Source organism: Pseudomonas sp. Z3-8 (assembly GCF_051131975.1).
Taxonomy (GTDB): Bacteria; Pseudomonadota; Gammaproteobacteria; order Pseudomonadales; family Pseudomonadaceae; genus Aquipseudomonas.
The window spans coordinates 1190381-1208174 of sequence record NZ_CP071643.1; the positions used below are offsets into that span (position 1 = coordinate 1190381).

Genomic DNA, 17794 nt, shown 5'->3' on the forward strand with positions numbered 1-17794 from the left:
GTGCAGGCTTGACAGCTCCGAGTAAACGTACAAATAATCCGCCACGTTGTATGACGACATACAAATAAAAATAACCACACGGTGGCTCCTTCTTATGAGAATCACAGGCGTTCACGTCGAAATCTTTTCCACCCCGTCGCGCCGCGCCCAGGACAGCGCCGGCCACGCCCATCCAGGCGACGAAGTCATGATCAAAATGGCCCTGCTGCGCATTAGCTGCGACGATGGCTCGGAGGGTTACGCCTTCGGTACGCCCGAGTTGATTCGTCCACACATCATCGAATCGTTCGTGCGCAAGGTGCTGATCGGCCGCGACCCGATGGACCGTGAGAGCATCTGGCAAGACCTGGCGCACTGGCAGCGCGGCAGCGCCGGCCAGTTCACCGACCGCGCGCTGGCGCTGGTTGAGCAAGCCTTGTGGGATCTGGCCGGGCGCAAGCTGAAGTTGCCGGTGCACAAGCTCATCGGCGGTTACCGTGACAAAGTCCTGGCCTACGGCTCGACCATGTGCGGCGATGATTTGCCGGGCGGTCTGTCGACGCCGGATGAGTACGGCCAGTTCGCCGAAAAGCTCGTCAAGCGCGGCTACAAGGCAATCAAGCTGCACACCTGGATGCCGCCGATCTCCTTCGCGCCGAATCCGCAAATGGACATCCAGGCCTGCGCCGCCGTGCGCGAGGCGGTAGGCCCGGACATCGCACTGATGCTCGATGGCTACCACTGGTACAGCCGCATGGATGCGCTGACCATTGGCAAGGCCCTGGAAAAACTCAATTTCGCCTGGTTCGAAGAACCGATGATGGAAGACTCCGCCGAGTCGTACGCCTGGCTGGCCGCCAACCTGGACATCCCGGTGCTGGGCCCGGAAAGCATTGCCGGAAAGTTCCACAGCCGCGCCAGTTGGGTGACGCAGAAGTCCTGTGACATCCTGCGCGCCGGCGTGGCTGGCGTCGGCGGTATCGGCCCTTGCCTGAAAGTGGCGCACCTGGCCGAGTCGTTCGGCATGGATTGCGAGGTCCACGGCAACGGCGCGGCGAACCTGGCGGTGGTGGGCGCGATCAGCAACTGCCGGTGGTACGAGCGCGGGCTGCTGCACCCGTTCCTCGATTACGAGGAAGTGCCGGCGCACCTCAACAGTATTGTCGACCCGATGGATGCCGACGGTTACGTGCATCTGTCTGATCGGCCGGGGTTGGGCGAGGACATCAACTTCGCATATATCGAAGCCAACACCTTGTCTCGACACTGATGGCGCACCACGTCCGAGGCTGAGCGGCCCGGGCGACAAGTCTTTATAAATATAAGAAAGGACTGAACCATGAAACTCTGGCCCAAGCGCCTCACCAGGCTGCTGTGTGTCATCGTGGCCCTGTGCGCAGTGCAGGTGCCCGTCAGCCTGGCCCAAGGCGAAACGCCCGCCGACCAATTGGTGGTGGGCATGAGCATGATCAACCTGCTGTCCCTGGACCCGGCGGCCGCGACCGGCCTGGAAGTGGCCGAGGTCAACGCCAATGTCTACGACATGCTCCTGGAGCAGGACGCGGCGCAGCCGGACACGCTGGTGCCGGCCCTGGCGAAAAGCTGGGAAGTCAGCCCGGACCGTATGCGCCTGACCTTTCAATTGCGCGACGACGTCCGCTTTCACTCCGGCGCGCCGCTCACTGCACAGGATGTCGCCTGGTCCTTGCAGCGCGTGGTCATCCTCAATCGCGCCCTGGCGTCGACCTGGAAGGCCTACGGTTTCACCGCCGAAAACGTTGTCAAACTGATGCGCGCCGAAGGGCCGCACACCTTCGTCATGGAACTGCCACGCGTCACCGACCCGCTGTTGGTACTCAATACCCTGGCCACCTCGCCGAGCGCGTTCATCATCGATCGCTCGGTGGCCTTGCAACATCAGGTGGGTGACGATCAGGGCGCGGCGTGGCTGGCTACGCATACGGCCGGCTCCGGCGCGTTCAAGCTGGATATCTGGCGCGCCAACGATGTGATCCTGATGAGCCGCAACGAGGACTACTGGCGCGGCGCGCCGAAGTTGCGCCGGGTGATCATGCGCAACATGACCGAGTCCCAGGCCCTGCGCCTGATGGTCGAGCGCGGTGACCTGGATGTCGCCCGCGGCATGGCGGCCACCGATATCAAGGCGCTGGGCAAGGTGGATGCGGTGCGCATCCAGAGCATCGCCCGCGGCACGCTGTACTACGTGGCGATGAGCATGCAGCAGCCGCTGTTCCAGGACATCCGGGTGCGCCAGGCGATCCGTCTGCTGATCGACTACCAAGGCATCAACGACGTGGTGATGCCGCACTACGGCGTGATCAACCAGCGCCCGATGCAACTGGGCTTGCCGGCACGCCTGGACGATCCGGGTTATCGCCTGGACGTGGCCGAGGCTCGCCGCCTGCTGGCAGAAGCCGGCCACGCCGAAGGCTTCAAGGTGAGCATCCGTTCGCTGACCGACCCGCCCTTCATCAACATCGCCACCAGCCTGCAAGCGACGCTGGCCCAGGCGGGCATCCAGGCGACGATCATCACCGGCACCGGCAACCAGATCTACGGGGCGATGCGCGACCGTCAGTTCGACATCCTCGTCGGGCGTGGCGGCGGCGGGGCGGAGCGTCATCCGCATTCGAGCCTGCGGGCCCTGGTGTACAACCCGGACAACCGCAGCGAAGCCAAGTTGAGCAATTTCCAGGGCTGGCGCACTTCGTTCTTCGACCCGCAGCTCAACCAGTTGATCGAACAGGCCGAGCGCGAGCGCGACCCCGAACGGCAGCGGCAGATGTACGCCCAGGTCCAGACCCTCTATGACCAACAGGCAGGGGCAATCATGCCGGTCTCGCAGATGGTCGACGAGGTGGTGATTCACGCCGACGTGCGCAACTACATCGGCCACACCGCCGCCACCACGCGTCTTCGCGACGTCTACAAGCAGCGCTGAAATCGACGGCCTCAAGGCCAAGGCAGGAAATGAACATGTCGACTGCATCCTTTTCAATCTGGACAACCCGGGCCGCTTCGGCGACCCGGCGCGGCGGTTCGGTGGCGGTGACGCTGCTGGGGTTGCTGCTGCTGACCTTTTTTATCGGCCGGGTGATGCCGCTGGACCCGGTGCTGGCAATCGTTGGCCCGGACGCCGACGCTTCGGCCTACGCCCAGGTCTATCAGGAGCTGGGCCTGGACAAGCCACTGTGGACCCAGTTCGCGATCTACCTCGGCGACCTGCTCCACGGCGACTTCGGCATGGCCTTGCTGACCGGCAACCCGGTCATCAGCGACATCGCCCGGGTGTTTCCGGCCACCTTGGAACTGGCGACCCTGGCCATTCTGTTCGGCGTGCTGGCGGGCCTGCCGCTGGGTGTCTACGCGGCGACTCATCAGGGCCGCGCCGGTGACCATGTCGCGCGGTTGATCACACTGTTCGGCTATTCCACGCCAATCTTCTGGATCGGCATGATGGCCTTCCTGGTGTTCTACGCCTGGTTGGGCTGGGCCGGTGGCGTCGGGCGAATCGGCCTGGCCTACGACGGGCTGATTCCGAGGCACACCGGGCTGCTGTTGATCGACACCGCCTGGTCCGGCGATTGGGAAGCCTTTCGCAGTGCGCTGCGGCATATCCTGCTGCCGGCGGTGATCCTCAGTTTCAACTCGGTCGCCTACATCAGCCGCATGACGCGCAGCTTCATGCTCGAGCAGCTGTCCCAGGAATACATCATCACTGCCCGGGTCAAGGGTCTGTCCCAACGCAAGATTGTCTGGGGCCACGCCTTCGGCAACATCCGCGTGCAGCTGTTGACCATCGTCGCGCTGGCCTACGGCGGGCTGCTGGAGGGCGCTGTGCTGATCGAAACCGTGTTCGCCTGGCCAGGTTTCGGCCAATACCTGACGAGCAGTCTGTTGCTCGGCGACATGAACGCAGTGATGGCTTGCGTGCTGCTGATCGGCCTCATCTTCGTGACGCTGAACCTGATCAGCGATGCGCTGTACAAGCTCTTCGACCCGAGGACCCGCTAATGAATCTGCCCCTTGCTTCCAGCACAGCCGGCGGAACCGCGCTGCCCGCTTCGAGTACGGCAGCGCTGGTTGCCAGCGCCGCCCGGCTGCTGCGCTTTCTGCTGCGCAACCCGATGACGTTCGCCGGCCTGGTTGTCGTCGCGACCTTGATGGTGGTCGCGGCGTTCGCGCCATGGATCGCCGGTCACGACCCGTTGCTGCAGAACCTCGCCGGTGCGTTGCAAGCGCCCAGCAGCGCGCACTGGTTCGGCACCGATGAATACGGTCGCGATGTGTTCGCCCGGTTGGTGTACGGCTCGCGCATCACCTTGTACATCGTCTTGCTGGTGACGGTGATCGTCGGTCCCATCGGCCTGTTGGTCGGGACCATCTCCGGTTACTTCGGCGGCTGGGTCGACAGCCTGTTCATGCGCATCACCGACATCTTCATCTCGTTTCCGAGCCTGGTGCTGGCGCTGGCCTTCATCGCGGCGCTTGGCCCGGGCCTGGAGCACGCGGTGATTGCCATCGCGCTGACGGCCTGGCCGCCAATCGCCCGATTGGCTCGCGCGGAAACCTTGCCGCTGCGCAACGCCGACTTTGTCGTCGCGGTACAGCTCCAGGGCGCGTCGAGTACCCGGATCATCCTGCGCCATATCATCCCGATGTGCCTGTCGTCGGTGATCATCCGCCTGACCATGAACATGGCAAGCATCATCCTCACCGCCGCCGCCCTGGGTTTTCTCGGCCTCGGCGCCCAGGCCCCGCTGCCGGAGTGGGGCGCGATGATCTCTACCGGCCGGCGCTACATGCTCGAAAGCTGGTGGCTGGTGGCGGCGCCGGGTGCGGCGATCATGCTGGTCAGCCTGGCCTTCAACCTGTTGGGCGACGGCTTGCGCGACGTCCTCGACCCCCGCAGCCAATCCTGAGGAACCTCCCATGACTGAGATAAAACTGGCTGTGCAGGATTTGTGCGTGGAGTTTCGCAACGCGGGCAAAACCTCCCTGGCGGTGCGTGATGTGTCGTTCAACCTGGGGCGGGAAAAACTCGCCATCGTCGGTGAATCCGGCTCGGGCAAATCCACCGTCGGCCGCAGCTTGTTGCGCCTGCATCCGCCGACGGCGCGGGTCACCGCCAAGACCCTGCGTTTTGCCGACATCGATTTGCTGAAGGCCAGCGAAAAGCAGATCCAGGCGATTCGTGGCGCGCGCATGTCGATGATCATGCAAGATCCGAAGTACTCGCTGAACCCGGTGGTGCGAGTCGGCGAGCAAATCGCCGAAGCCTATCTCGCCCATCACAAGGTGCCCCATCGCGAAGCCCGCGAACGGGCGCTGGACATGCTCGGCAAGGTGCACATCCGTGATCCTCGAAGGGTCTATGACCTGTACCCCCATGAAGTTTCGGGCGGCATGGGCCAGCGGATCATGATCGCCATGATGGTGATCACCGATCCCCAGGTGATCATCGCCGACGAGCCGACCTCGGCGCTGGACGTGTCGGTGCGCCGGCAGGTGCTCAACGTATTGGAGGAGCTGGTCAGCGAGCGTGACCTGGGACTGATCTTCATCAGCCACGACCTGAACCTGGTGCGGCATTTCTGTGATCGCGTGCTGGTGATGTATGCCGGCCGGGTGGTCGAGTCGATTGCCGCCGCTGACCTGGATAACGCCATCCATCCCTATACCCGAGGCCTGTTGGCCGCGTTGCCAAGCCTGGACCACCCGCGCGCCACGCTGCCGGTGCTGCAGCGCGACCCACGTTGGTTGAACGCTTGAGGAGCCTGTCATGAACATGATCGAAATCGCCGGCCTGAACCTCAGTTTTGGCACCGGCGCGGCACTGAACGCGGTATTGCACGACGTCGACCTGAGCGTTGGCGAAGGCGAGGCATTCGGCCTGGTGGGGGAGTCCGGTTCGGGCAAGACCACCGTGCTGCGTTGCCTGGCCGGACAGTACCAGCACTGGACGGGACGGTTGCAAATCGCCGGGAGGGCGGTGACGCGCAAGCTGCCGCTGGACCACTACCGCACCGTGCAGATGGTTTTCCAGGACCCCTACGCTTCGTTGCATCCGCGCTACACCATCGACGCCGCGTTGCAGGAACCGCTGCGCATCCACGGCATCGACGGGCGCGGGCAAAAGGTCAGCGAGATTTTGCGCAAGGTCGGTTTGAACGACAGCTTCCGCTTTCGTTATCCGCATCAGTTGTCCGGTGGCCAGCGCCAGCGCGTGGCGATTGCCCGGGCGCTGATCCTGCGGCCGCGGGTATTGCTGCTGGACGAGCCAACCTCGGCGCTGGACGTCTCGGTGCAGGCGGAAATTCTCAATCTGCTGGCTGATCTGCGTCGTCAGGAAGGTCTGACCTACCTGATGGTGACCCACGACCTGGCCGTCGTTGCGCACTTGTGTGATCGGCTGGCGGTGATGCAACAGGGCCGGGTGGTGGAAACCCTCGACAGCCAGCTGCTGGCGAGCGATGGCGCCGCCCACGAGTACACCCGTTTGCTGGTGCAAGCCAGTCGCGACTTACAGCGAATACCCATCGCCGTATGAAGTAACCAAGCCGCTGTAACTGTTTTAAACCGCCGCACACGTTGAACCGCAAGTTTCAATGCGCGCACGCGCTCGCCTGCGATTTGACGTTAACCCCAACTATTGATTTCAACCAACAAGAATAAAAAACATGAAAAAGATATTCACCGTTTTGTCGATCGCTTCATTGTTCACTTCGGTAGTCGCTCAGGCCGATACCGGTTATATCAACGTTCGCCATCAGTACGCCGAAAAGACCCGCATGCACGCCGACCGTGCCAAGTTCGGCATCAGGCTGGATAACGGTGTGGGCCTGGAAGGCGAACTCAAATACAAGACCGCCGGGGATCGGGAAGATGTCGCCTTCGACAACACTGTCGGCAGCGGCCATGAATTCACCGTCAACTACCAGCACAAGATCGACGACCGCTGGACGCTGACGCCTTCGTTCGCCATGGAAAGCGACGAGGAGTCCACCACCTACAAGATGGGCTTGCGCCTGGGCTACAAGATCACCAAGGAACTGAGCATCGCCGGGCGTTACCGTTACGACGCCAGCAAACTGGACCGCGACAAGGTGGATCACGACGTGCCGGACAATGGCCAGGACGACCAGACGATCCATCGCTATGACGTCTACATCAACTATGCGAACCAGGGGCCGTGGGCCTATGAATACCAACTGACTTACTTCGATGCCGATTACATTCGTTACAACGGCGGTACTGACGACTATGAGCAGAATGCCGTGGTCAAGTACAAGTGGGATAAGCGGTGGGCACCGTTCTTTGAGGTCGGTGACATCAAGGTCAACTCGGTGGACAGTGATCGGCAGTTGCGCTTGCGGGTGGGTATTCAATACAACTTCTTCTGAGTCGCGAGATCACCGGGATCAACTTGTGGGAGCGAGCTTGCTCGCGATAGCTGTCTGTCTGGGGCGGTGATGTTGGATGTGCTGCCGCCTTCGCGAGCAAGCTCGCTCCCACAGGGGCTTTGTTGTGTATGTAAATGCAATGAACACTGGAGATCAGGGTGGGAGCGAGCCTGCTCGCGAAAGCGGTGGGCCCGCTTGCATCAGCATTGAATGTGCCACCGTCTTCGCGAGCAAGCTCGCTCCCACAGGGAACAAAGGTTATTCGTTGTAGAACGCCTGGCGTTGTTGGGTTTCACACAGGCGCATGCGGCTGTTGCTCAAGTGCAGGTACATGGCCGCCCGCGCCGCGTCGGCATTGCGGCTGGCGATGGCATCGAAAATCTGCTGGTGTTCGGCGTTGATCCCCTGCAGGTAGGCGCTGCGATCACTTTGCCCGGAGTAGGCGGAGTTCATCCGGGTACGCGGGATCAGCTTTGTACCCAGGTGCTTCATGATGTCGATCAGGTAGTAATTGCCGGCCGCCTTGGCGATTTTCAGATGGAACTGGAAATCGGCGTTGATCGTGGTGCCGGATTTTTCCGGCCCTTGCAGCAACGCCTCCAGCGCCTGGGCCAGTTCGGCCAGGGCTTCGGGCGTGGCGCGTTCGGCGGCCATGCCGGCGGCCTGCACTTCCAGGCTCAGGCGAAACTCCAGCAAATTGAGTACGTCCGACAACGTCGCAATCGTCGCCGGCCCGAGGGTGAACCCCTCCGGCGCCGGCATATCCAGGACAAACGTACCGACCCCATGGCGGGTCTCGACCAACCCCGCCGCCTGCAGGCGCGACAGCGCCTCGCGCACCACCGAACGGCTGACGCCCTCGGCTTCCATGATGTGCACTTCGGTAGGGAGCTTTTCGCCGCATTTCAGAATGCCGTCGCGCATGCGCTGGGCAAAACGGTCGACCAGTGTTTCGGCCAGGCGGCGCGGCTTGTTCAATGGAGATAACGCTTGGTCCGTCATCGGCGTGCTCTAGTGTGATCAGCGGGCATTATAGTGAGTTTTGGCCCAAGGTCGCGGCTATAATGCCGCGATCGTCTGGCTTGATGGATAGGTGCAATGGAGCGTGTCACAACCGATCGACGCCTGAGCATGACTCAGCAACTGGTGGTCGACCTGACGCAGCAGATACTCGCAGGCGAGCTGCCGGCGGGCAGCAAACTGCCAACCGAACAGGTGATCATCAAAGAGCGCGGCGTCAGTCGGACCGTGGTCCGCGAAGCCATGTCGCGGCTGCAGGCCGAAGGCTTGGTCGAGACGCGCCATGGCATCGGCACCTTCGTCGTCGACACCGCGCGCCCGGGTGATTTCCAGGGCGGCAAGCACATCAAGGGCGGCGCCCATGACGCGCTGGCCGTCATCGAACTGCGCCTGAGCCTGGAAGTGGAAGCGGCCGGCATCGCTGCGCAACGCGCCACGCCGGAGCAGTTGCTGGCAATGCGCGAAGCGCTGGATGCGGCGAATGCCGCCGACGCAACGGACGACAACAGCGCCCGGATGGATTTCGAATTTCATCGGCAGATTGCCCAATGCACCGGCAACAGCTTTTTTATCGACGCGATGGCGCACGTCGGCAATACCCTGATCGCCGTGGTCCAGCAGGCGCTGCCAGCGATGGCAACTGAAAATCGAGCATTGGTGGTGCGTGAACGCGAGCAGATCTACGCGGCATTGGCGCGACGGGACGGCGAAGCGGCGCGGGCGTCGATGCGGTTGCATCTGATCAACATGCAGCAGCGGGTCCGGGGTGTGGTGGAGTCGAAGGCGCCGTAACCGCGCACCACTGTGGGAGCGAGCCTGCTCGCGAAAAAAACCACATTGCCAAGGAGTGCTCCTCTGCAGCGGCGGGGGGCTGATGTGGCGAGGGAGCTTGCTCCCGCTGGGCTGCGAAGCGGCCCCCGCTTTTTTTGCGACTGCTGCGCAGCCGAGCGGGAGCAAGCTCCCTCGCCACGGAATCCACATCAACCTCTGCGCTGACCAACAGACCGATTTCGCGAGCAGGCTCGCTCCCACGACGTTAGTCAATGTGCATGGTTGTGCCCGACGGTCACCGCTATGCGGCTGAGAATCAAACCTTCGCAGGGTTCTGCTTTTGCGGATCGATACCGTAGAGCCTGATTGCCTCCGCTACTTTTTCCCGGGGAATTTTTCCGTCATCGGCCAAGGCCTTCAACGCCGCCAGTGAGATGAAGTGACGATCCACTTCGAAAAATCTGCGCAATGACTCACGGGTATCCGATTGGCCGAAACCGTCGGTGCCGAGGGCTACGAAGCGTCGATTGGGTGCGAACGGGCGGATCTGGTCGGCGAATATCTTCATATAGTCAGTCGCGACCACCACCGGCCCCTGTTTGTCCTGCAGGCAACTTTCCACATAACCGATACGCGGCGCGTGCTCGGGATGCAGCAGGTTCCAGCGTTCGGCTTCCTGGCCGTCGCGACGCAGTTCGGTCAGGCTGGTTACGCTCCAGACTTCGCTGCTGACGCCGAAGTCCTGCTCCAGCAACTGCGCCGCCGCGACCACTTCCTGAAGAATCGAACCGCAGCCCATCAGTTGGACATGCTTGCCTTCGACAGGCTTTTCAGGCGCCGAGAGCCGATACATGCCCTTGAGAATGCCTTGCTCGACACCTTCGGGCATTGCCGGGTGGGCGTAGTTTTCGTTGAGTACGGTGATGTAATAGAAGATGTCTTCGTTTTCGGCATACATCCGCCGCATGCCGTCCTGGATGATCACAGCCAATTCATAGGCGTAGGTCGGGTCGTAGGACACGCAGCAGGGGATGGTCGAGGACAGCACATGGCTGTGGCCGTCGTCATGTTGCAGGCCTTCGCCCATCAGCGTGGTCCTGCCGGAGGTGGCGCCGAGCAGGAAGCCGCGAGCCCGGGCGTCACCGGCGGCCCAGGCGAGGTCGCCGACGCGCTGGAAGCCGAACATCGAATAAAAGATGTAGAAGGGCACCGTCATCACGCCGTGGGTGCTGTAGGACGTACTCGCGGCGATCCATGAAGAAATCCCGCCGGACTCGTTTAGCCCCTCCTGCATGATCTGGCCGTCCCGGGCTTCCTTGTAATAGCTCAACTGGCCGGCGTCTTGCGGCGTATACAACTGGCCGACGTGGGAATGGATACCGATCTGGCGGAACAGGCTTTCCATGCCGAAGGTCCGTGATTCGTCCGGGACAATGGGCACGATCAGCTTGCCGATGTTCGGATCCTTGAGCAGCGTGCCGAGGATGCGCACGAACGCCATGGTGGTAGAGATCGCCCGTTCGCCAGTGCCTTTGAGTTGTGTATCCAGCGACGACAAAGGCGGGACCTGCAACGGCGCCACGGCATTAAAACGGGCCGGGATATAGCCGCCCAACTGGCTGCGCCTGGCTTGCAGGTACAGCGCCTCGACGCTGTCCGCGGCCGGCTTGAGGTAAGGCATGTCGCCCAGCTGGTCATCGCTGAGTTCCAGACCGAACCGATCACGGAACGCCTTGACCGCGTCGTCGCCCATTTTCTTGAGCTGGTGGTTGATGTTCTGGCCTTCACCGGCTTCGCCCATGCCGAAACCCTTCACGGTCTTGGCCAGGATCACGGTCGGCCCGCCGGTGTGGCGCATGGCGGCGGCATAGGCGTTGTGGACTTTTTCCGGGTCGTGGCCGCCGCGAGACAGCTTCCAGATATCGTCGTCGCTCAGGTCGCTGACCAGCTCCAGCAGCTCTGGATACTTGCCGAAGAAGTGCTCGCGCACATAGGCGCCGTTCTGGGATTTATAGTTCTGATAATCGCCGTCCACGCATTCCATCATCCGCTGGCGCAGCAGGCCGCTCTTGTCCTCCTCGAGCAGGGCATCCCAGCCGCTGCCCCAGATCACCTTGATCACATTCCAGCCGGCCGCCCGGTACAGGCTCTCGAATTCCTGGATCACCTTGCTGTTGCCACGCACCGGGCCGTCCAGGCGTTGCAGGTTGCAGTTGACGACAAAGATGATGTTGTCGAGCTTCTCCCGGCCCGCCAGGGAAATCGCCGCCAGGGATTCCGGCTGGTCCATTTCACCATCACCGAGAAACGCCCAGACCTTGCGGCCCTGGTGTTCCTTCAGGCCGCGATCTTCCAGGTAGCGCATGAACCGGGCCTGATACGCGGCCGTGATAGGGCCCAGCCCCATGGACACCGTCGGGAACTGCCAGAAGTCAGGCATCAGCCGTGGATGCGGATAGGACGAAACGCCGTCGCGGTCGGTCTCGCGGCGAAAGTTATCCAACTGTTCTTCGCTCAGGCGCCCTTCCAGATAGGCGCGTGCATAGATGCCCGGTGACGAGTGGCCCTGGATGTACACCATGTCACCGGCGAACTGCTCGGTGCGGCCACGGAAAAAATGCTCGAAGCCAACGTCATACAAAACCGCCGCCGACGCGTAGGACGCGATGTGCCCGCCGACGTTCGAATGTTTGCCGGCGCGCAGCACCATGGCCAGCGCGTTCCAGCGGATATAGGCATTGATCCGGCGCTCCACGGCCAGGTCGCCGGGGTAGGGCTGCTGGCGGTCGGCCGGGATGGTATTGACGTAGGGCGTCGTCACGCGCCCGTAGAAATCACCGTGGCGGTTGGCGTCGAAATCAAGCATCTGATCGATCAGGTAGTGGGCACGAGAGCGCCCTTCGACACTCGCCACCGATTCAATGGATTCGAGCCATTCGCGAGTCTCTTGTGGATCCTCGTCGAGAAACATGGATTGTTGTGCCATCGTTGTCGTCTCCTGGACAGTGCAGCAGCACCGAGTCGTTTGGTGCCTGACTAAGGGGCGTGGGTCGACGCCAACCTTCGAGAATTTTGTAGTTGCACTTGCAACTACGTGCGAGAACTTAGCCTGCCGCGCGCTACAATTGCAACTAAATCGATTTCTTGAGAAAGGTGCTGCATGTCATCCAGCGAGCCGGATACCTGGTTCAGATTCGTCAGAGCCCACCGTTGCCTGATCCGCGAAATCGAGCGTCGGCTGGCGGCCGCCGGGCTGCCGGCCTACGCCTGGTACGACGCGTTATGGGGCCTGGAAAGCGGCCCCGACGGCGCCCGGCGGATGAGCGAACTGGCCGATGTCATGGCCATCGAGCGCTACAACCTCACCCGCCTGGTGGACCGCCTGGAGGCGGAAGGCCTGGTCACCCGCAGCCGCGCCAGTGATGACGGCCGAGGTGCATATGCCGCCATCACCGAGAGCGGGAAAGTGCTGCGCAAGAAAATGTGGAAAATCTACGAAGAGGCGGTGGACGAATTGTTCCTGGCGCAGTTCGACGACGACCAGCAGCGAGTCTTCAGCGAAGCGTTGGAGCGCGCGGCCACAGCGGCGCGCAGCAGTGGTCGGGGGAAATAGGCGATGGACTTCACTCAGTGCCGGATAAGCCACCCATGATCAAATGGTTCAAGACCCTCACCCGAACGGATGTCATTGCAACACTCGCCTTGGTCGTCTCCATCGCGTCCGCGTTCTTCAGCTACCAGCAATACCAGGACGGCATCGCCAGTCGAAAGACGCCGATCATCGTCCGTGTCGGTGCTGAACACGACAAAGTCTCGTTCTTCAAGCCCCACGCCGACTTCCCGGTACTCTTCAAACAGCGTTACAAGATCATCCTCACCAACAACAGCTTCAACCCGGAAAGCGTCATTGACTGGCGAATATGGGAGCGCCAGGAAGAGGGCGGCGGGCAGTACATCGGCATGAAATCCAAGCTGCTCGATTCCACGGGAATGCCGATGACCTTGCCATTCCTGATCGCCGCGAAAGAAAGCAAAGTGCTCTTCCTCGACGTTGGCCAGAAAGTCACGCCAGAGGCGTGGGCGGCGGTGGGACCCGCGGTGAGTCTCGGAAAAGAACTGGACTGGTTCGACGCAGACAGGATTTTTGCCGACGCGGGTTATCCACAGTTCGGCCAGCTTGCGCCGGGAGAAAGCTCCCGGTATCAGGACCTGCAAGTCAACCGCTGGACCAAGGGCCCCGCGTACCAGGAATTCCAGTTGAACTTCACCAAGGCCGATGGCTACGAAGTGGCTGCGCAGTTATCGCTGAATGTCAGTGATGTTTATCCACAGGGGGAGGCGGTGCGGTAGCTGGACGCCAGCTAGGCTAGGACACCAATAAACAAATCCAGATTTGTTGGGAGAGGTACGCCGATAATTTTAGAAATTTCTGTGACCTGTTCATTCGTCAGCAGCCATTCCCCTTCAGCCATTGCGTTAAGACTTCCATGGCCTAAAAGCTGCACGATTTGACCGTTGAAGGATTCGTCCAAATCGAGATCGAATTGAAGCGAATCATCTTCTTCCTCGTCCGGTAAGAATCCACTGATAGATAGGTACATAAGAGCTCCTATTTCTCTACTTTGCGGCCGGGTTTGGCCGGTTTGGTTTGCGCGCCGGTATCGGCGTTGTACTCCCCCAAATGCTCGCCCTGCTTGTTGTACAGTTCCACTCTCCCGTTTTCAGAATCCCATTCGTAGATACGCCCCTTCTTATCTTTCCAACGCCTGCGAGAGCTGCCGCCACCTTGCACCCGTGATTTGAACCGGACATGACGTGCATCAGGAAACGCAGCCAGCAATTTCGGAGCAGGATGATAACTATGATCCCCACCAAAAGGCCGGGTAAACACCACATAAAGCGACTTCAGCCCCGTATCTGCCGGAAACACCAGAATCCAGTCTTCGGCCGTGATGTCTTCCCCCGGCAGTCCATCAATCTGGCTGTCGACATCCTCCTCTATCGGATGGACGAAGATCGTGTCCAGCTGTTTGCCAATATCCTCCGGATAGCTCAGCGGTGGAAGCGAGCCATGCGGGGTCTCCTGGGGCGTCCAGATAAGGGTGATGTCGTTGAGCTTGGCTTCCATGGCGGTCTGGTCGGCGTTCCAGGTCACCTGCGCGGTGCGCACCGAGTCGTCGCCGGACGGGCCGCTGTGGATACCGTATACCTGTAGCACGCCTTCGGCATCGCGGCGCAATTGGAAGCGCACGCGGGTGGTGGCGTGGCTCAGGCGGCGTAGCTGGTCATCGGTGTACAGCGTGCCATCGGCCATTTTGGCCGGGAGCATGCCCAGGACGAAGACGCTGGCTGGGCCGCCGGCACCGCGTAGCGCCCAGGTCAGGCGCTGTTGCATGATCCCGCCGCCAGCGATGCGGCCCAGCGCCAGGTCAGCGCCGAGGGCCGAGGCAATGGCGGTACTCGCCGAGGGCATGAGCATGGCGCCCGCCACCATGATCCGGCCGAAATTCGAGGCCGGTTCGCGGGTGGTGCCGGCGCCTGTGTTGCACCAGTTTTCCGCGCTGCAGGATTTGGCAAACACCAGGTCTTCGCGTGGCTTGGGCTGCGGCCATCGTTCCGGGGGCCGGCGAACCGGTTCAGGCTCCGGTTTCTGGCGCGGCATCGAACCAGCGCCCGAGCCGACGAACGCCATGCTCACCAATAACAAGTCGCCGTTCCTGACGGCCTTGACGATATCGATGCCTCCGTGGAGTCTCGAGTGTATTCGAAACTGATCCGGCCCATAGACGGTGAGGCCGTTCATCAGCGCGCTCTCGACCGTAAGCGCGGCAACATCGGCAGCCACGGTCGACTCAAAGCCTTTTTCCCCCCACCTTATCAAGCGCATTGCGTTCCTTTGCGTTTCAAGTAGGCGGGCCATTCTGGTGAGGCGCTCCATGACCGGCAATGCAAGGACCGTTGCGGCATATGTCTGGCCGGTCGCACCGGCGCGCGGGTTTCGCAGGTTGCTAGGCAGCACATTATCCCCCGTGGCGAGGGAGCTTGCTCCCGCTGGGGTGCGCAGCAGCCCCCTGGCGGTGTGTCAGGAAAAAAACGTCGGCAGGTTTGCGACTGCTGCGCAGCCGAGCGGGAGCAAGCTCCCTCGCCACGGGAATAATGTGGTTCAACGGATCGCGGTGCGGCAGCGGTGGCTCACTCAAAGCTCAATACTTCACAGCCCTTGGCCTCGACCATGTCGCTGAATTCCGGCAAGCGCGCCACAAACTCCGTCTCGAACGCCAGATACCGATCCTGCGCCGGCACATAACGAATCTCCGGTTTGATCCGCGGCAGGTCCTTGGACGTCAGCTTCAGCACCTGGTTGCTCCGTTGGTTCCAGAACCACGCCAGCGTGTGTTTGCCGAAAGTGTTGGCGCGATAGCTCCAAACCCACCAGTCGCCATGCCCACGCGCGACGTGAAGTTGGCCATGAAACGTGCGCAACGTGATCACCTGCTTGGGCTGGGTGACCAGCAGGCGGGTGTCCTGGCGCAGCTCACTGCCGAAGCCGTCCAGCGTCGCCTGGGTCTTGGCGCCGGTGATGAAGTTGAAGCGCCACGCCAGCAACACTGTCTCTTGATACCCCGCGTGCTCCAGGTTCTGCCGCGCGCCTTCGCTGAACAGCAGAATCTCGTCACCGCCCAGATACGCCGTGGCTGGCCGCAACTTATAGGCCTCGGCTGGCATCGGTTTGGCGGCGATGGCCCGGTGCGGCGGGTCCAGGTTCCAGACCCAGCAGCGCTTGCCGTTGTGCTGCATGAACAGCAAGCGGCGGGGGCCGATGGGCAGGATTGTCAGCTCCTCCGAATCCTCGAAGATCACCTCGCTGCTGTCCCCCGTGATCCGCCAGATTCGCGTCAGATGCTCGGGCTGATAAATGCGCTGACGTTCGAAAATCTCCTCATCCATCACGACACAAGGCTCTTCGAATGCCTGCCATTGCATTTCGGCAGGGCCGAAATCCTTGATGGCATCGCCCCGGAGGACCTCGTATTTGAACCGATCATCCGCACTGTAATCGCCGTGTTTGATCTGGCGCCTCCACAGGCTGCGCTGGGCGTTGGCGTCGATCAGCCGCAGATCGGCGCCGTCCACGCCATCGGTGCGCTGATCGAGCATGTCCTGCTCGGCGGGCGGCCATTGGTTGTAGTCGATCAGAAAGCACAGCCAACGGTCTTCGTCCTGCTCGGTAATCGCGGCCCAGCCGTTGCGGTAGTTGTATTCATGCACATAGGTGGGGCCTGGATAGTCATGGACTTCCTGCAACCACTTGACTTTGCCGCGCTTGGGTTTGGCCGGTTTGAGCGCTTTTACCGCAGGTGGCTCGATCAACGTCGCCGTGAACCTGGGCTCCCCGCGAGGACTTTGCCAATGCTGGGCAAACGCCTCACGCTGATCGGAAGGAAAAATCACCGGCCGATAATCGTCGCCACCGGCATCCAGGTTCCACAAGTCATAACCCTGACCCGCCAACACTGGTGCCAACGCCTCGAAGCAGACCTCGGGCATCTCGTTGGACAGCTCATCCAACAACGCCTCGAATTCCGGGCCGGCGAACACACCGACGTCGGGATAGTAATGCTGCAACAGTCCGAGCAAGTCGCTGCCCGGTGTTTTCCAATCGATATGAACCAATGGATCAAAACGAGCTGCCATCACGGCTGTTTCCTTGTGGTTTCTCTGCGTATCCTAGCTGCACAGCACCAACCTCAAGCAAACCAATAAGCCGATTTGGTTGATTGGTCGAGCACAGACTACTGTGGGAGCGAGCCTGCTCGCGAAAGCGGTGGGTCAGCTTGCAAAGGTGTTGGGTGTACCGCCGCCTTCGCGAGCAGGCTCGCTCCCACAGGTAGTTCAGTGACTCAAAGCCCCGGAAACTCCCCCAGATAACAAACCGGCGAACTCGAATCCGCCCGCTTCTCAACCTCGTCCTCCAGCCACCGCGCCAGCACCACTGCATTATTCTCAACCGGCGACTTGGCCGCATAGATCAACGTCAGCTTCCCGTCCCTGGCGATATCCACCAACTTCCACCAATGTTCCGGCCGGGCCGCCAGCTCTCGTCGATACGCCACATCGAACTCGGCAAACGAAACCGCCCCCGCCTTGAACGCCTTGCGCAACTCATGAGAAGGCCCAACTTCTGGCAGCCATGTATCGATCGCCAGCGCATCCTTGCGGCAATTACGCGGCCATAGGCGATCAACCAGAACCCGCACGCCGTCCTCGGCGCTGGCGGTTTCGTAGGCGCGCTTGCATCGGATCATCAACGTCTGCCTGTCGAAGTGGGACCGCCTCAGCATAGGTCGCCCACGACGAGGCGACCAGCCTCCTTCCACCGCACTTTACCCACCCTTTGTGAAAAAAAGTTCACTCGATCCCTTCAATCAAAAGCCGCGGGCGCTCAAGCAAAGGTGCGCTCCGCAGGCGGCAGAGATGATGGCGCGGAGCACTGTGGGATTTTCGAGCCGTCATCCGTCCGGAGGCGGTTTTTCCATTTGATTTGTCGACAGCGAACCGCCTGGTCGTCATGGCACGGCCCGCCGTATTAAGGATGAGTG

General features: G+C 61.5%; 16 protein-coding genes. 10 read left to right on the forward strand and 6 right to left on the reverse strand.

Translation table 11 applies throughout. The features are described from left to right. Positions 1–94 precede the first annotated feature (94 nt). From J3P94_RS05580 to J3P94_RS05610, 7 genes are all read left to right on the forward strand, one after another. On the forward strand, positions 95–1249 hold the full coding sequence (locus tag J3P94_RS05580) for a mandelate racemase family protein (protein ID WP_434571916.1): 1155 nt from the start codon (positions 95–97) through the stop codon (positions 1247–1249). Between the two features lie 69 nt (positions 1250–1318). Further along, the gene (locus J3P94_RS05585) at positions 1319–2941 is read left to right on the forward strand and encodes an ABC transporter substrate-binding protein (RefSeq protein WP_434571918.1); all 1623 of its coding nucleotides are present in this window, start codon (positions 1319–1321) and stop codon (positions 2939–2941) included. A gap of 35 nt (positions 2942–2976) precedes the next feature. Then, on the forward strand, positions 2977–4014 hold the full coding sequence (locus tag J3P94_RS05590; RefSeq protein WP_434571920.1) for an ABC transporter permease: 1038 nt from the start codon (positions 2977–2979) through the stop codon (positions 4012–4014). Continuing rightward, positions 4014–4922 carry an ABC transporter permease gene (locus tag J3P94_RS05595; RefSeq protein ID WP_434571922.1) on the forward strand — a complete coding sequence of 303 codons (909 nt, stop codon included), beginning with the start codon at positions 4014–4016 and terminating at the stop codon, positions 4920–4922. The genes J3P94_RS05590 and J3P94_RS05595 overlap by 1 nt, the downstream gene beginning before the upstream one ends. Before the next feature lie 10 nt (positions 4923–4932). Further along, positions 4933–5772, forward strand: a complete 840-nt coding sequence (locus tag J3P94_RS05600) for an ABC transporter ATP-binding protein (RefSeq protein ID WP_434571923.1) — start codon at positions 4933–4935, stop codon at positions 5770–5772. A 10-nt stretch (positions 5773–5782) separates the two neighbouring features. Further along, positions 5783–6550 (forward strand): ABC transporter ATP-binding protein, encoded by a 768-nt coding sequence (locus J3P94_RS05605; RefSeq protein ID WP_434571925.1) that lies wholly within the window; start codon positions 5783–5785, stop codon positions 6548–6550. Between the two features lie 130 nt (positions 6551–6680). Then, on the forward strand, positions 6681–7403 hold the full coding sequence (locus J3P94_RS05610; protein ID WP_434571927.1) for an oligogalacturonate-specific porin KdgM family protein: 723 nt from the start codon (positions 6681–6683) through the stop codon (positions 7401–7403). A 258-nt stretch (positions 7404–7661) separates the two neighbouring features. Here the strand turns inward: J3P94_RS05610 and J3P94_RS05615 are convergent, their stop codons facing one another. Further along, entirely contained in the window at positions 7662–8405 is a 744-nt protein-coding gene (locus J3P94_RS05615) for a FadR/GntR family transcriptional regulator (RefSeq protein WP_434571929.1), read from the reverse strand. Positions 8406–8501: 96 nt separating this feature from the next. Between J3P94_RS05615 and J3P94_RS05620 the strand changes: the two genes are divergently transcribed. Next, a complete protein-coding gene (locus J3P94_RS05620) occupies positions 8502–9215 on the forward strand; it encodes a FadR/GntR family transcriptional regulator (RefSeq protein WP_434571931.1) in 714 nt (237 codons plus the stop codon). A gap of 295 nt (positions 9216–9510) precedes the next feature. On the opposite strand, the gene aceE is transcribed toward J3P94_RS05620, so the two are convergent. After that, a complete protein-coding gene (aceE, locus tag J3P94_RS05625) occupies positions 9511–12180 on the reverse strand; it encodes a pyruvate dehydrogenase (acetyl-transferring), homodimeric type (protein ID WP_434571932.1) in 2670 nt (889 codons plus the stop codon). Positions 12181–12354: 174 nt separating this feature from the next. Here aceE and J3P94_RS05630 point away from each other — a divergent pair, with 174 nt between their 5' ends. Together J3P94_RS05630 and J3P94_RS05635 are read left to right on the forward strand one after the other, a co-directional pair. Next, a complete protein-coding gene (locus J3P94_RS05630) occupies positions 12355–12807 on the forward strand; it encodes a MarR family winged helix-turn-helix transcriptional regulator (protein WP_434571933.1) in 453 nt (150 codons plus the stop codon). A 35-nt stretch (positions 12808–12842) separates the two neighbouring features. Then, entirely contained in the window at positions 12843–13544 is a 702-nt protein-coding gene (locus J3P94_RS05635; RefSeq protein ID WP_434571935.1) for a hypothetical protein, read from the forward strand. A gap of 11 nt (positions 13545–13555) precedes the next feature. On the opposite strand, the gene J3P94_RS05640 is transcribed toward J3P94_RS05635, so the two are convergent. The 4 genes from J3P94_RS05640 to J3P94_RS05655 all read right to left on the reverse strand — a co-directional run bounded on the left by J3P94_RS05640 (position 13556) and on the right by J3P94_RS05655 (position 17500). Beyond that, positions 13556–13795: a pyocin S6 family toxin immunity protein gene (locus tag J3P94_RS05640; RefSeq protein WP_434571936.1), complete on the reverse strand. Its 240-nt coding sequence runs from the start codon at positions 13793–13795 to the stop codon at positions 13556–13558. Between the two features lie 8 nt (positions 13796–13803). Then, a complete protein-coding gene (locus J3P94_RS05645; RefSeq protein ID WP_434571938.1) occupies positions 13804–15114 on the reverse strand; it encodes a colicin E3/pyocin S6 family cytotoxin in 1311 nt (436 codons plus the stop codon). Between the two features lie 272 nt (positions 15115–15386). Then, entirely contained in the window at positions 15387–16889 is a 1503-nt protein-coding gene (locus tag J3P94_RS05650; RefSeq protein WP_434571939.1) for a hypothetical protein, read from the reverse strand. Between the two features lie 206 nt (positions 16890–17095). Beyond that, positions 17096–17500, reverse strand: a complete 405-nt coding sequence (locus tag J3P94_RS05655) for a DUF488 domain-containing protein (protein ID WP_434571941.1) — start codon at positions 17498–17500, stop codon at positions 17096–17098. Positions 17501–17794 lie beyond the last annotated feature (294 nt).